The organism is Rhizobium sp. WYCCWR 11152, assembly GCF_013087615.1.
GTDB lineage: Bacteria > Pseudomonadota > Alphaproteobacteria > Rhizobiales > Rhizobiaceae > Rhizobium > Rhizobium indicum.
In genome coordinates this window covers 121,891-135,578 of record NZ_JABFCP010000020.1, presented here as the reverse complement: position 1 = coordinate 135,578, position 13,688 = coordinate 121,891, and the positions used below count along the sequence as shown (strand labels likewise).

At 62.0% G+C, this 13,688-nt stretch carries 13 protein-coding genes; all 13 read left to right on the top strand.

The window, feature by feature from the left end:
• Positions 1–12: 12 nt before the first annotated feature.
• The 13 genes from G9X67_RS28090 (at position 13) to G9X67_RS28030 (ending at position 13,678) form a co-directional block, all read left to right on the top strand.
• Complete coding sequence (locus G9X67_RS28090; protein WP_003567268.1) at positions 13–792, top strand: succinate dehydrogenase iron-sulfur subunit; 780 nt, start codon at positions 13–15, stop codon at positions 790–792.
• A gap of 385 nt (positions 793–1,177) precedes the next feature.
• Positions 1,178–1,693: a protease inhibitor Inh/omp19 family protein gene (locus G9X67_RS28085; protein ID WP_011653815.1), complete on the top strand. Its 516-nt coding sequence runs from the start codon at positions 1,178–1,180 to the stop codon at positions 1,691–1,693.
• A 47-nt stretch (positions 1,694–1,740) separates the two neighbouring features.
• Entirely contained in the window at positions 1,741–2,904 is a 1,164-nt protein-coding gene (gene zapE / locus G9X67_RS28080) for a cell division protein ZapE (protein ID WP_171600179.1), read from the top strand.
• A gap of 177 nt (positions 2,905–3,081) precedes the next feature.
• On the top strand, positions 3,082–4,044 hold the full coding sequence (gene mdh / locus G9X67_RS28075) for a malate dehydrogenase (protein WP_003543522.1): 963 nt from the start codon (positions 3,082–3,084) through the stop codon (positions 4,042–4,044).
• 36 nt (positions 4,045–4,080) lie between these two features.
• Positions 4,081–5,274, top strand: coding sequence for an ADP-forming succinate--CoA ligase subunit beta (sucC, locus tag G9X67_RS28070; protein WP_138389500.1), 1,194 nt, complete (start codon positions 4,081–4,083; stop codon positions 5,272–5,274).
• Positions 5,275–5,293: 19 nt separating this feature from the next.
• Complete coding sequence (gene sucD / locus G9X67_RS28065; RefSeq protein WP_020051980.1) at positions 5,294–6,196, top strand: succinate--CoA ligase subunit alpha; 903 nt, start codon at positions 5,294–5,296, stop codon at positions 6,194–6,196.
• Between the two features lie 173 nt (positions 6,197–6,369).
• Complete coding sequence (locus tag G9X67_RS28060; RefSeq protein WP_138389501.1) at positions 6,370–9,354, top strand: 2-oxoglutarate dehydrogenase E1 component; 2,985 nt, start codon at positions 6,370–6,372, stop codon at positions 9,352–9,354.
• Positions 9,355–9,368: 14 nt separating this feature from the next.
• Complete coding sequence (locus G9X67_RS28055) at positions 9,369–9,677, top strand: YciI family protein (RefSeq protein WP_033181816.1); 309 nt, start codon at positions 9,369–9,371, stop codon at positions 9,675–9,677.
• Positions 9,678–9,716: 39 nt separating this feature from the next.
• Positions 9,717–10,979: a 2-oxoglutarate dehydrogenase complex dihydrolipoyllysine-residue succinyltransferase gene (gene odhB, locus G9X67_RS28050; RefSeq protein WP_171600178.1), complete on the top strand. Its 1,263-nt coding sequence runs from the start codon at positions 9,717–9,719 to the stop codon at positions 10,977–10,979.
• Positions 10,980–10,992: 13 nt separating this feature from the next.
• The gene (locus tag G9X67_RS28045; protein ID WP_171600177.1) at positions 10,993–11,742 is read left to right on the top strand and encodes a DUF4241 domain-containing protein; all 750 of its coding nucleotides are present in this window, start codon (positions 10,993–10,995) and stop codon (positions 11,740–11,742) included.
• A complete protein-coding gene (locus G9X67_RS28040) occupies positions 11,739–12,269 on the top strand; it encodes a hypothetical protein (protein ID WP_171600176.1) in 531 nt (176 codons plus the stop codon). Before G9X67_RS28045 ends, G9X67_RS28040 begins: the two co-directional genes overlap by 4 nt.
• Positions 12,266–13,018, top strand: a complete 753-nt coding sequence (locus tag G9X67_RS28035; protein WP_171600175.1) for an SDR family oxidoreductase — start codon at positions 12,266–12,268, stop codon at positions 13,016–13,018. The genes G9X67_RS28040 and G9X67_RS28035 overlap by 4 nt, the downstream gene beginning before the upstream one ends.
• Before the next feature lie 21 nt (positions 13,019–13,039).
• Positions 13,040–13,678 carry a LysE family transporter gene (locus tag G9X67_RS28030; protein ID WP_138331765.1) on the top strand — a complete coding sequence of 213 codons (639 nt, stop codon included), beginning with the start codon at positions 13,040–13,042 and terminating at the stop codon, positions 13,676–13,678.
• The last annotated feature ends 10 nt before the right edge of the window (positions 13,679–13,688 follow it).

Genomic DNA, 13,688 nt, shown 5'->3' with positions numbered 1-13,688 from the left:
GAGGAACCGGACATGGTTGAACTCGCTCTCCCCAAGAATTCTCAGATGCGCGAAGGCAAGGTCTGGCCGAAGCCGGCGGGTGCCAAAAACACCCGCGAGTTCCGCGTCTACCGCTGGAGCCCGGACGATGGTCAGAACCCGTCGATCGATACCTTCTATATCGATGTCGACGATTGCGGGCCGATGGTGCTCGACGGTCTTCTCTACATCAAGAACAAGATCGACCCGACGCTGACGCTGCGCCGCTCCTGTCGCGAGGGCATCTGCGGCTCCTGCGCGATGAATATCGACGGCACGAACACGCTCGCCTGCACCAAGGGCCTTGACGATATCAAGGGCGCGGTGAAAATCTATCCGTTGCCGCATCTGCCCGTCGTCAAGGATCTGGTTCCCGACCTCACCAACTTCTATGCCCAGCATCGTTCGATCGAGCCATGGCTGAAGACGGTGTCGCCGGCGCCCGCCAAGGAGTGGAAGCAGAGCCACGAGGACCGGCAGAAGCTGGACGGCCTCTATGAATGTATCCTTTGCGCCTGCTGCTCGACCTCCTGTCCGAGCTACTGGTGGAATGGCGACCGTTATCTCGGCCCGGCCGTTCTGCTGCAGGCCTATCGCTGGCTGATCGATTCCAGAGACGAGGCGACCGGCGAGCGCCTCGACAATCTCGAGGACCCGTTCCGCCTCTATCGCTGCCACACGATCATGAACTGTGCGCAGACCTGCCCGAAGGGCCTCAACCCGGCCAAGGCGATCGCCGAAATCAAGAAGATGATGGTCGAGCGCCGGGTTTGATCAGCCTCGGTACCGATGGCGGAATAGACGGCTTCGATCCCGAAGCCGTCACCGAGATCAGGTCGAGGCTCGCCTCGGTGCGCGAGCAGGGCCTCCGCATCGGTGCTGGTGCAATCCTTCGGCGGGGTTCGCCCGGAGCGCTATTCCGAGACATTGCGCGAGTTCGACAGGGATACTGATAGAGATGAACGCGCATAACACCTTGCTGACAAATTCTGTGTGCAGGAAGTTTTGCAGCGGGACAGTTGAACTGTATCGTTTTTCGGTTAGTTGTTGTCACGGGCAATTTATGCAGCACGACTTGATTAACCAAATCGAATTACGATAATCGGACTTGTCTCACGCCCGTTTCTCTACGGCGATAGCCGAATTCAGGAGTATGATGATGCAGTTGCGATATGCGATGACAGGTCTGGTGGTGGTTCTGTCGCTAGCCGGTTGTCAGCGTACGGCATATGATTACAGCTCCAACGCCAGTGCCGGCCCGGCGCCGTTGACGGCGCAGCCGGTGCCCTCGGTGCAGGGCGGGCAGCTTCCGCCGCCGACCGGCGGCTCGCAGTTTCCGGCCGCGCCGACGACGACGGCGCCGATGCCGGGCGCTGAGCCTGGTGCAATGGCCGCGAATGCGCTCGATATCACCAAGGAATCGATGGTAGGAAGCTGGCGTGTTAACGGCAGTTGCGACATGTTCCTGACGCTCACCAATCTCGGCAGCGGTTCGCGCGGCGGAACGCGTGGCTGTGTCGGCGAGCTGACGGCGATGGGCTCCTGGGAGGTCGCCGGCAAGCAGGTGCTGCTCAAGGACCGCTCGGGCAACCAGCTCGGCAGCGTCTACAAGACGGCCGACAACCGCTTCCAGGGACAGACGAGCACAGGCCAGTCGATCAGTCTCAGCCGGTAAATGTTCCGGCGGGTCTCCGCCGTTGACTGACAGGCGGATATGCCCTCATGCAACCAATGCCGGATTATGCGCTCAGCGTCTGCGAACAGCTTAAAGCGCTGACCGCATCGGGCGCGCTCCAGGTCGATTCCGCCCAGATGGACGTGGCAAAGAGCCTCGACCGGGTGCTTGCCGGCCTGAAGCAGCGGCGGCCGGCGGCAAAATCGAGCGCGCTCGGCTGGCTGTTTGCCGCCAAGAAGAAATCCGCCGACGGCATTAAGGGGCTTTACATCCACGGCAGCGTCGGGCGCGGCAAGACCATGCTGATGGACATGTTCTTCGCGATGGCGCCGTGCAGGAAGAAACGGCGGGCGCATTTCCACCAATTTATGGCGGATGTGCACAACCGCATTGCAGCGCACCGGCTGAAGCTCAAGAACGGCGAGACGAGGCAGGCCGATCCGATGCCGCCGGTCGCCGCAGCGCTTTACGACGAGGCAGAACTGCTCTGCTTCGACGAGTTCACGGTCACCGACATCGCCGACGCGATGATCCTGTCGCGGCTGTTCTCCGAGCTTTTTGCGCGCGGATGCGTGCTGGTCGCGACCTCGAACGTCGAGCCCGACAATCTCTACACGGATGGTCTCAATCGCGGCCTCTTCCTGCCCTTCGTCGCCTTGCTCAAGCAGCATGTCGATGTCGTCAGCCTGGATTCACCGACCGACTACCGGATGGAGAGGCTGAGCAGCCAGCCGGTCTATCTGGTGCCGATCAACGAGCATAACGACATGGCGATGGATGCGTCCTGGACGCAGGCGCTGCATGGGCGCAAGGCGCAGCCGCTGGATATCCCGATGAAGGGGCGCCACATCCATGTGCCGCTCGCCGTCGACCGCATGGCGCGGTTTTCTTTCGCCGATCTTTGCGACAAACCGCTCGGGGCGGTCGACTTTCTGGCCATCGCCGAGCGTTTCGATACGGTCTTCGTCGATCACATTCCCTTGCTCGGGCCGGAAAAGCGGAACCAGATCAAACGGTTCATCATTATGGTCGATACGTTCTACGATCATGCCGTGCGGCTTTACATTTCCGCAGCGGCGATGCCGGAGGAACTGCTGCTGCAACGTCGGGGCACCGAGGGCTTCGAATTCGACCGCACGGCGTCGCGCCTGTTCGAGATGCGCAGTGCGGAATATCTTGCGCTGCACCATGAGAAACGCGCCGCAGAGTAACAATTCGGTGACAGAATACCTTACGTTTACGTAAGAATTTTTGTATCTAAACGATTGAAAACGCTGCATCAAAAATAATGAATTGCCATTTTTTGGCTTTGGGTCTATGCGATTGCGTCATTGGGCGGTGCCTTGCGCGTCCGTTCGACGAATTTGATCGCAAAGGAAACAGCGAAAATGGCGCGTAACAAGATCGCACTCATTGGTTCTGGCATGATTGGTGGCACGCTGGCGCACCTCGCCGGCCTGAAGGAACTGGGCGACATCGTTCTCTTCGACATCGCGGACGGCATTCCCCAGGGCAAGGGTCTCGATATTTCCCAGTCGTCGCCGGTCGAAGGCTTCGACGTCAATCTGACAGGCGCCAGCGACTATTCCGCGATCGAAGGCGCTGACGTCTGCATCGTCACGGCGGGCGTCGCCCGCAAGCCCGGCATGAGCCGCGATGACCTTCTCGGCATCAACCTCAAGGTCATGGAGCAGGTCGGTGCCGGCATCAAGAAATATGCCCCCAACGCCTTCGTGATCTGCATCACCAATCCGCTCGACGCCATGGTCTGGGCGCTGCAGAAGTTTTCCGGCCTTCCTGCCAACAAGGTCGTCGGCATGGCCGGCGTTCTCGACTCCTCGCGCTTTCGCCTCTTCCTCGCCAAGGAATTCAACGTGTCCGTCCAGGACGTCACGGCCTTCGTTCTCGGCGGCCATGGCGACACGATGGTGCCGCTCGCCCGCTATTCGACGGTTGGCGGCATTCCGCTCACCGATCTCGTCACCATGGGCTGGGTCACCAAGGAGCGCCTCGAAGAGATCATCCAGCGCACCCGTGACGGCGGCGCCGAAATCGTTGGCCTGCTGAAGACCGGCTCGGCCTATTACGCCCCGGCCGCCTCGGCGATCGAGATGGCCGAATCCTACCTCAAGGACAAGAAGCGCGTTCTGCCCTGCGCGGCCCACCTCTCCGGTCAGTACGGCGTCAAGGACATGTATGTCGGCGTTCCCACCGTCATCGGCGCCGGCGGCGTCGAGCGCATCATCGAGATCGATCTCAACAAGACCGAGAAGGAAGCCTTCGACAAGTCCGTCGGCGCCGTCGCCGGTCTCTGCGAAGCCTGCATCAACATCGCGCCTGCGCTCAAGTAGTCGATGGGCTGAAGTAATCGAAACAGGGATACACCCATGAACATTCATGAATATCAGGCCAAGGCTCTGCTGAAGGGCTATGGCGCGCCGGTTGCCGAAGGTGTCGCTATTCTCAAGGTTGAAGAAGCAGAGGCTGCCGCCAAGTCGCTTCCCGGTCCGCTTTACGTGGTCAAGAGCCAGATCCATGCCGGCGGCCGCGGCAAGGGCAAGTTCAAGGAACTGTCGCCGGAAGCCAAGGGCGGCGTGCGTCTCGCCAAGTCGATCGACGAAGTGGTCGCCCATGCCAAGGAAATGCTGGGCAACACGCTGGTGACGGCGCAGACCGGCGAAGCCGGCAAGCAGGTCAACCGCCTTTACATCGAAGACGGCGCCGACATCGCTCGCGAACTCTATTGCTCGCTGCTGGTCGACCGCTCGGTCGGTCGCGTGGCTTTCGTGGTCTCCACTGAAGGCGGCATGGACATCGAAGCTGTCGCTCACGACACGCCTGAGAAGATCCAGACGATCGCCATCGATCCGGAAGCCGGCGTGACGGCTGCCGACGTTGCTGCGATCTCCAAGGCTTTTCAGCTCGAGGGTGCTGCCGCCGAAGACGCCAAGACGCTTTTCCCATTGCTCTACAAGGCCTTCGGCGAGAAGGACATGGCTCTGCTGGAGATCAATCCGCTGATCGTCATGAAGGATGGCCACCTGCGCGTCCTCGATGCCAAGATGTCTTTCGATGGCAATGCGCTCTTCCGTCACGACGACGTCAAGACGCTGCGCGACGAGACCGAAGAAGACGCCAAGGAAATCGAGGCCTCGAAGTGGGACCTCGCCTATGTCGCGCTCGACGGCAACATCGGCTGCATGGTCAACGGTGCAGGCCTTGCCATGGCGACGATGGACATCATCAAGCTCTACGGCAAGGAGCCGGCTAACTTCTGCGACGTCGGCGGCGGCGCCGGCAAGGAGAAGGTTGCTGCAGCTTTCAAGATCATCACCGCGGACCCCAAGGTCGAAGGCATTCTCGTCAACATCTTCGGCGGCATCATGAAGTGCGACGTCATTGCCGAGGGTGTCATTGCCGCGGTCAAGGAAGTCGGCCTCAAGGTTCCGCTCGTCGTGCGTCTTGAAGGCACCAATGTCGAGCTCGGCAAGAAGATCCTGAACGAGTCGGGTCTGGCGATCACGGCGGCCGACGACTTGGACGATGCGGCCAAGAAGATCGTCGCGGCGATCAACGGCTAATTTTGAAGGATCTGAAAGAATGTCTATTCTCGTCAATAAAGACACCAAGGTCCTCGTTCAGGGTCTGACCGGCAAGACCGGCACGTTCCACACCGAACAGGCGCTTGCTTACTACGGCACCCAGATGGTCGGCGGTATCCATCCGAAGAAGGGTGGCGAAACCTGGACCGGCGCAAAGGGCGAAAGCCTGCCGATCTTTGCAACCGTTGCCGAGGGCAAGGAAAAGACCGGCGCCAACGCGACCGTCATCTATGTTCCGCCGGCAGGAGCCGCCGATGCGATCATCGAGGCGATCGACGCCGAGATCCCGTTCATCACCTGCATCACCGAAGGCATCCCGGTCATGGACATGGTGCGGGTCAAGGCTCGCCTCGACCGCTCCACGTCGCGCCTGCTCGGTCCGAACTGCCCGGGTATCATGACGCCGGAAGAATGCAAGATCGGCATCATGCCGGGCTCGATCTTCCGCAAGGGTTCGGTCGGTATCGTTTCCCGCTCGGGCACGCTGACCTATGAAGCCGTGTTCCAGACCTCCAATGAAGGTCTCGGCCAGACGACGGCCGTCGGCATCGGCGGCGACCCGGTCAAGGGCACCGAGTTCATCGACGTCCTGGAAATGTTCCTGGCCGATGAAGCGACCCAGTCGATCATTATGATCGGCGAAATTGGTGGTGCGGCTGAAGAAGACGCAGCGCAGTTCCTCAAGGACGAAGCCAAGAAGGGCCGCAAGAAGCCGATGGCTGGCTTCATTGCCGGCCGTACGGCGCCGAAGGGCCGCACCATGGGCCATGCCGGCGCTGTGGTTTCCGGCGGCAAGGGCGATGCGGAATCGAAGATCGCGGCGATGGAATCGGCAGGCATCAAAGTATCGCCCTCTCCGGCCCGCCTCGGCAAGACGCTGGTTGAAGTCCTTAAGGGCTAAGCCACCTATATAGATCGGGCGGAGGAACGGCATCTGCGTCTTCCGCCCGGCCTCGACAACACGAGACTCAGCAGATGCGCCGCGGACAGGCGGCAATCGGAATGCGGCAGCCGGCCATCAAGCCGGCAAATTCATCAAAGTCAGGAGGCGGACGGAAGCGTCCGCATATCACCATGGCACGGCAAGAAGCCAACGAGCAGTTTCAGATCACCTCGTTTCTGGATGGCGCCAACGCTGCCTATATCGAGCAGCTCTACGCGCGGTACGAAGAAGATCCCGCATCGGTCGACGATCAGTGGCGGTCCTTCTTCAAGGCGCTGGAGGAGGATCCCAGCGATGTGAAAAGGGCGGCCAAGGGCGCTTCCTGGCGCAAGAAGAACTGGCCGCTTCAGGCAAGCGGCGATCTGGTATCGGCTCTCGATGGCGACTGGGGCATCGTCGAGAAGGTGATCGAGACCAAGGTCAAGGCCAAGGCCGAAGCTCAGGGCAAGCCTGCTGACAGCACCGAGGTGCTGCAGGCGACGCGCGATTCCGTGCGCGCCATCATGATGATCCGCGCCTACCGCATGCGCGGCCACTTGCACGCCAAGCTCGACCCGCTCGGCATCGCCGCTCCCGTTGACGACTATCACGAGCTCTCGGCGGAGAATTACGGCTTCACGGCTGCCGATTACGACCGTAAGATCTTCATCGACAACGTGCTCGGCCTGGAATACGCGACCATCCGCGAGATGATCGAAATCCTCGAGCGCACCTATTGCTCGACGCTCGGCGTCGAATTCATGCATATCTCCAATCCTGAAGAGAAGGCCTGGATCCAGGAGCGCATCGAAGGACCGGACAAGGGTGTGGCCTTCACGCCGGAAGGCAAGAAGGCGATCCTTGCCAAGCTCGTCGAAGCCGAAGGCTACGAGCAGTTCCTCGACGTCAAGTTCAAGGGCACGAAGCGTTTCGGCCTCGACGGCGGCGAATCGCTGATCCCGGCGCTGGAACAGATCCTCAAGCGTGGCAGCCAGCTCGGCCTCAAGGAGGCCCTGTTCGGCATGGCCCATCGCGGCCGCCTGAACGTGCTCTCCCAGGTCATGGGCAAGCCGCACCGGGCGATCTTCCACGAGTTCAAGGGCGGCTCGGCCGCTCCCGACGAGGTCGAGGGCTCGGGTGACGTCAAGTACCATCTCGGCGCTTCCTCAGACCGCGAATTCGACGGCAATAAGATCCACGTTTCGCTGACGGCGAACCCGTCGCATCTCGAAATCGTCGATCCTGTCGTCATGGGCAAGGCCCGCGCCAAGCAGGACATGAATGCCACGGTCTGGGACGGTGACATCATCCCGCTTTCCGAACGCGCCAAGGTTCTGCCGCTGCTGATCCACGGCGACGCGGCCTTTGCCGGCCAGGGTGTCATTGCCGAAATCCTCGGCCTTTCCGGTCTGCGCGGCCATCGTGTCGCCGGCACCATGCATGTGATCATCAACAACCAGATCGGCTTCACCACGAACCCGGCCTTCTCGCGCTCGTCGCCCTATCCGTCCGACGTCGCCAAGATGATCGAGGCGCCGATCCTGCACGTCAACGGCGACGATCCGGAAGCGGTGGTCTATGGGGCGAAGATCGCCACCGAATTCCGTATGAAGTTCCACAAGCCTGTGGTGCTCGACCTGTTCTGCTATCGCCGCTACGGCCACAATGAAGGCGACGAACCGTCCTTCACGCAGCCGAAGATGTACAAGGTGATCCGCGCCCACAAGACCGTGCTGCAGCTCTACGCGGCCCGTCTCGTCGCCGAGGGCCTGCTCACCGAAGGTGAGGTCGAGAAGATGAAGGCCGATTGGCGCCTCCACCTCGAGCAGGAGTTCGAAGCCGGCCAGCAGTACAAGCCGAACAAGGCCGATTGGCTGGACGGCGAGTGGTCGGGCCTGCGCACGGCCGACAATGCCGACGAGCAGCGCCGCGGCAAGACCGCTGTGCCGATGAAGACGCTGAAGGAGATCGGCCGCAAGCTGTCCGAGATCCCGGCGGGCTTCAATGCGCACCGGACGATCCAGCGCTTCATGGAAAACCGCGCCAATATGATCACCACCGGCGAGGGTATCGACTGGGCGATGGCCGAAGCGCTCTCCTTCGGCGCGCTCTGCGTCGAAGGCAGCAAGATCCGCCTCTCCGGCCAGGATTGCGAACGCGGCACCTTCTCGCAGCGCCACTCGGTTCTCTATGATCAGGAAACCGAAGAACGCTACATCCCGCTCGCCAATCTTTCGCCGACGCAGGGGCGCTACGAAGTCATCAATTCGATGCTTTCGGAAGAGGCCGTGCTCGGTTTCGAATACGGCTATTCGCTTGCCCGCCCGAATGCGCTGACGCTCTGGGAAGCGCAGTTCGGCGATTTCGCCAACGGCGCGCAGGTGGTCTTCGACCAGTTCATCTCGTCGGGCGAACGCAAGTGGCTGCGCATGTCGGGCCTCGTCTGCCTGCTGCCGCATGGCTATGAAGGTCAGGGTCCGGAACATTCCTCGGCCCGCCTCGAGCGTTTCCTGCAGCTTTGCGCCGAAGACAACATGCAGGTCGCCAACGTGACGACGCCGGCGAACTACTTCCACATCCTGCGCCGGCAGCTGAAGCGCGACTTCCGCAAGCCGCTGATCCTGATGACGCCGAAGTCGCTGCTGCGCCACAAGCGGGCGGTCTCGACGCTTGCCGAAATGGCCGGCGAATCCGCCTTCCATCGCCTTCTCTGGGACGATGCCGAGGTGATCAAGGACGGCCCGATCAAGCTGCAAAAGGACAACAAGATCCGCCGCGTCGTCATGTGCTCCGGCAAGGTCTATTACGATCTCCTCGAAGAGCGTGAAAAGCGCGGCATCGACGACATCTATCTCTTACGTGTCGAACAGCTCTATCCGTTCCCGGCAAAGGCGCTGATCAACGAGCTGTCGCGCTTCCGCAATGCCGAGATGGTCTGGTGCCAGGAAGAGCCGAAGAACATGGGCGCATGGTCGTTCATCGACCCCTTCCTCGAATGGGTGCTCGCCCATATCGACGCGAAGTACCAGCGCGTCCGTTATACCGGCCGTCCGGCCGCCGCCTCGCCGGCGACGGGCCTGATGTCCAAGCATCTGTCGCAGCTCGCCGCATTCCTCGAGGATGCATTGGGCGGTTAAAACAAGGGGGCGCAATGGCTTATTTCTTTCTGAGACTGCAGCCGCCGCGCCCCACTTTCCCGCATGACGGGACCGGGGAGGAAATGGCGGCGATGAAACGCCATGCCGAATACTGGCATCGGAACGCTCTTGCGGGATCGGCGATCATCGTCGGCCCCGTCTTCGAGGGTGAAGGCGCCTGGGGCATGGCGATCGTCGAGGTCGAGGATCAGGCGGCGGCGCAGCTTCTTGCCGACGGCGATCCGATCATCGCTTCCGGTTTCGGTTTCCGCTTCGATATCCTGCCGATGCCCTCGATCATCTCGCGGCCGCCCGCCGTCTGAAACGCATAAACGAAAACACACGAAATCAGGATCTGAACAATGGCCACAGAAATCCGCGTTCCAACTCTCGGTGAATCCGTCAGCGAGGCAACCGTCGGCACCTGGTTCAAGAAGGTCGGCGACGCCATCAAGGCCGACGAGCCGATTCTCGAGCTTGAAACCGACAAGGTGACCATCGAAGTTCCAGCACCCGCCTCCGGCACGCTTTCGGAAATCGTCGTTGCCGCCGGCGAGACCGTCGGCCTCGGCGCGCTGCTCGGCCAGATCGCCGAAGGTGCCGCCGCTGCCGCCGCGCCGGCTGCCGCTCCTGCTGCTCCGGCTCCCGCCCAGCCGGCCGCTGCTGCTCCGGCCCAGCCGGCGGTTGCCGCCGCCGCTGCGTCGTCATCGAGCGCCTCCGTCTCCACCATGCCGCCGGCGCCTGCGGCTTCGAAGATGCTTGCCGAAAACAACCTTTCCGCCGATCAGGTCGACGGTAGCGGCAAGCGCGGCCAGGTGCTGAAGGGCGATGTCATCGCCGCCGTCGCCAAGGGCATTTCCGCTCCGGCGGCCGCACCTGCGGCGACGCCTGCCGCCGCGCGCGGCCCGTCGACGGTCGAGGATGCCTCGCGCGAAGAGCGCGTGAAGATGACGCGCCTGCGCCAGACGATCGCCAAGCGCCTCAAGGATGCGCAGAACACCGCCGCCATGCTGACCACCTACAACGAGGTGGACATGAAGGCGGTCATGGACCTGCGCAACAAGTACAAGGACATTTTCGAGAAGAAGCACGGCGTCAAGCTCGGCTTCATGGGCTTCTTCACCAAGGCGGTGACGCATGCGCTGAAGGAATTGCCGGCCGTCAACGCCGAAATTGACGGCACTGACGTCATCTACAAGAACTACTGCCATGTCGGCATGGCCGTCGGCACGGACAAAGGCCTCGTCGTTCCCGTCATCCGCGACGCCGACCAGATGTCGATCGCCGAAATTGAGAAGGAGCTCGGCCGTCTTGCCAAGGCAGCCCGTGATGGCTCGCTCTCTATGGCCGACATGCAGGGCGGCACTTTCACCATCACCAATGGCGGCGTCTACGGTTCGCTGATGTCTTCGCCGATCCTCAACGCACCGCAGTCCGGCATTCTCGGCATGCACAAGATCCAGGAGCGGCCGGTTGCGATCGGCGGTCAGGTCGTCATCCGCCCGATGATGTATCTGGCGCTGTCCTATGATCACCGCATGGTCGACGGCAAGGAAGCGGTCACCTTCCTCGTGCGCGTCAAGGAAAGCCTGGAAGATCCTGAACGTCTGGTTCTCGATCTCTAAGGGAGCGCTTTCGATGCGGAACCGGATCATGCGAGCGGCGCGTCTTCTTCTTTGCGCTGCCGCCGCGCATGTCCCGGTCGCCGCATCGGCTGCCGGCTGGGATATCGCCAAGGCAAGCAGCAATTTCGAGCTGGTGGCGCTTGGTGATGCCGAGCTTTCCGGCCGGTCGATCGGCGTGATCCATATGGGCAATGTCGAGCTGACATCGGGGCGCATCGTTGCAGCCGATCCCCTCGCTCAGCCCGACCGTCCGGCACTCGCAAGAACGGTTGCGCCTGGCGAGTATCCGGTGACGCTCTACCAGGCCTTCGGGCGCATCGCCGCTGCCAGCATGCGGTTTGCCGAGGGCAAGCCGGATCGTTGGGAGCTTGCGGTCCTGCCAGGGCAGGACCTGGCGACGCTGAAGGACGGCGAGATCTTCGGCTACCCCGTCGATGCCGGCCTCGGCTGCTACATGGATGCCGATACGCTTGATTTGATCGGAGAGCGTGAGGCCCAGGTGCAGGTGCAGAAACCGGATTCCGACGTCAACTATTACGACGACGTGCTGGCGTCGGACCTCGACGCCAACAAGGGCATCTATGCGCTGCACCGGCCGGTCGCCGGCAGACGAGGCAATGTCGCGGTGTTCTGGAGCGGCTGGGGCGACGGTTTCTATCCGGTCTTCTGGGGGCTCGACAGGGATGGCCGCGCGCTGGTGCTGCTGACGGATTTCAGCGTTGTCGAGAATGCCGACGGGCGGAAGGAGCCGAAGCTGCAATGAGCGGAAGGACCGGGATCACGACGAGACGGACAGGCGTGGCTGCAATCGCAGCCGCCGCGTTTTTTGTCGTTCCGGCGTCCACCTTCGGTGCCGCATGCAAGCAGGAACAGGCTGTCTACGCCGATCGCGACGGTGCCTATGAATCGCGCTTTTCACCGCTGAATTCTCCATCGGCTGCCGCCAGCAACCAGTTCAAGGTCAGCGCGCTGAAGACACCTGTCGTGATGGAAGGTTATGTCATGCCGTCGGAAGATCCGGTGCGCGCCATCGGCATCCTGATGTTCAACTGTCCCGAGGGTGATGCGACCGGCGCCGATCTCAATGCCTGCACGGTCTGGCAGGGCGCCGTCTATGGCATGGATGCCGAGGGCGAGATGGACAATCTGCAGCCCGAAGGTGCGGCGGCGGCTGAAAAACTCGTGCTTCCCGGCCTTGGTCCTGCCATCCGCGAATCCAGCGCCTGGGGCGAGGGCAAGGCTACGGTGGCACCCTGGGACGTGCTGACATTTAAGGAGTGTGCGACATGAGCGATGCACCTGTTGTTCTCATTACCGGCGGAAGCCGGGGTATCGGCGCCGCGGCTTCACGGCTCGCCGCGCGCCAGGGCTGGCGTGTCGCGGTGAACTACGCCGCCAACCGCCAAGCCGCGGATGCCGTCGTTGCGGCGGTCGTTGGGGATGGCGGCGAGGCCGTGGCGATCCAGGGCGATGTCGGCAAGGCTGCGGATATTGTCTCGATGTTTACGGCAGTCGACCGGCATTTCGGCCGGCTCGACGGGCTCGTCAACAATGCCGGTATCGTCGACTATCCCCAGCGCGTCGACGAGATGTCGGTGGAGCGGATCGAGCGCATGCTGCGCGTCAATGTGACAGGCTCGATACTCTGCGCCGCAGAGGCCATACGCCGCATGTCGAGCCGGCATGGCGGCCAGGGCGGGGCGATCGTCAACATCTCGTCGATGGCGGCGATTCTCGGTTCGGCGACGCAGTATGTCGATTATGCCGCTTCGAAGGCAGCGATCGACACGTTCACCGTCGGGCTGGCACGCGAGGTCGCTGCCGAGGGTATCCGCGTGAATGCGATAAGGCCAGGCGTCATCGAAACCGACCTGCATGCCTCCGGCGGTTTGCCGGATCGGCCGCGCGAGCTGGCGCCGTCGATCCCGATGCAGCGCGCGGGCACGCCCGAGGAGGTGGCGGATGCGATCCTCTATCTTCTGTCACCTTCGGCTTCCTATGTAACCGGCGCGATCCTCAATGTGAGCGGCGGCCGCTAGATCGACAGGGCGAAAAACAGCATGCAATATATTCTCGAATTCCTCGGCCTGATGGCCGTCTTTTCGATCTTCATCGTCGTGCCGGGCGCCGATTTTGCCGTTATACTGCGCCAGAGCATCGTGCATGGTCGACGCGCCGCCATCATGACCGGGCTCGGCATGGGCTTCTCCCTGCTCTTCCACATCAGCTACACCATCCTCGGCCTCGGCCTGATCGTGTCGAAATCACTGATGCTGTTTGCCGCCATCAAATGGGCGGGCGTCGCCTATCTGGTTTATCTCGGCATCAAGTCGTTCCGCGAGCCGGGCTTCAAGGTGCAGGATATCGAGGTGACGGCTGAGGACCGCAAGCCGGTCTCGATGCTGAAATGCCTCGGCATGGGCTTCATCACCAATGCGCTGAACCCGAAGCCGGTGCTGTTCTTCCTGTCGCTGTTTTCGACGCTCGTGCATCACGACACGCCGGCGCTGATCCAGTTCTCTTACGGCATCGGCATGGCGACGGCGCTGGTTGCCTGGTTTGCCGGCGTCTCCTATTTCTTCACGGTCAAGGCGATCCGTGACCGCTTCATCGCCAGCGGCAAATGGTTCAACCGCATCACCGGAGCGGCACTCGTCGGCTTCGGCTTCCGCCTCGCTTTGTCGCGCGCGGCCGATTAAACGAAAAATC

What these genes read in the sequence shown, in the direction of transcription:
- G9X67_RS28090 (WP_003567268.1), top strand. Translation starts at nt 13, where the DNA reads ATGGTTGAACTCGCTCTCCCCAAGAATTCTCAGATGCGCGAAGGCAAG.
- G9X67_RS28085 (WP_011653815.1), top strand. Translation starts at nt 1,178, where the DNA reads ATGCAGTTGCGATATGCGATGACAGGTCTGGTGGTGGTTCTGTCGCTA.
- zapE (WP_171600179.1), top strand. Translation starts at nt 1,741, where the DNA reads ATGCAACCAATGCCGGATTATGCGCTCAGCGTCTGCGAACAGCTTAAA.
- mdh (WP_003543522.1), top strand. Translation starts at nt 3,082, where the DNA reads ATGGCGCGTAACAAGATCGCACTCATTGGTTCTGGCATGATTGGTGGC.
- sucC (WP_138389500.1), top strand. Translation starts at nt 4,081, where the DNA reads ATGAACATTCATGAATATCAGGCCAAGGCTCTGCTGAAGGGCTATGGC.
- sucD (WP_020051980.1), top strand. Translation starts at nt 5,294, where the DNA reads ATGTCTATTCTCGTCAATAAAGACACCAAGGTCCTCGTTCAGGGTCTG.
- G9X67_RS28060 (WP_138389501.1), top strand. Translation starts at nt 6,370, where the DNA reads ATGGCACGGCAAGAAGCCAACGAGCAGTTTCAGATCACCTCGTTTCTG.
- G9X67_RS28055 (WP_033181816.1), top strand. Translation starts at nt 9,369, where the DNA reads ATGGCTTATTTCTTTCTGAGACTGCAGCCGCCGCGCCCCACTTTCCCG.
- odhB (WP_171600178.1), top strand. Translation starts at nt 9,717, where the DNA reads ATGGCCACAGAAATCCGCGTTCCAACTCTCGGTGAATCCGTCAGCGAG.
- G9X67_RS28045 (WP_171600177.1), top strand. Translation starts at nt 10,993, where the DNA reads ATGCGGAACCGGATCATGCGAGCGGCGCGTCTTCTTCTTTGCGCTGCC.
- G9X67_RS28040 (WP_171600176.1), top strand. Translation starts at nt 11,739, where the DNA reads ATGAGCGGAAGGACCGGGATCACGACGAGACGGACAGGCGTGGCTGCA.
- G9X67_RS28035 (WP_171600175.1), top strand. Translation starts at nt 12,266, where the DNA reads ATGAGCGATGCACCTGTTGTTCTCATTACCGGCGGAAGCCGGGGTATC.
- G9X67_RS28030 (WP_138331765.1), top strand. Translation starts at nt 13,040, where the DNA reads ATGCAATATATTCTCGAATTCCTCGGCCTGATGGCCGTCTTTTCGATC.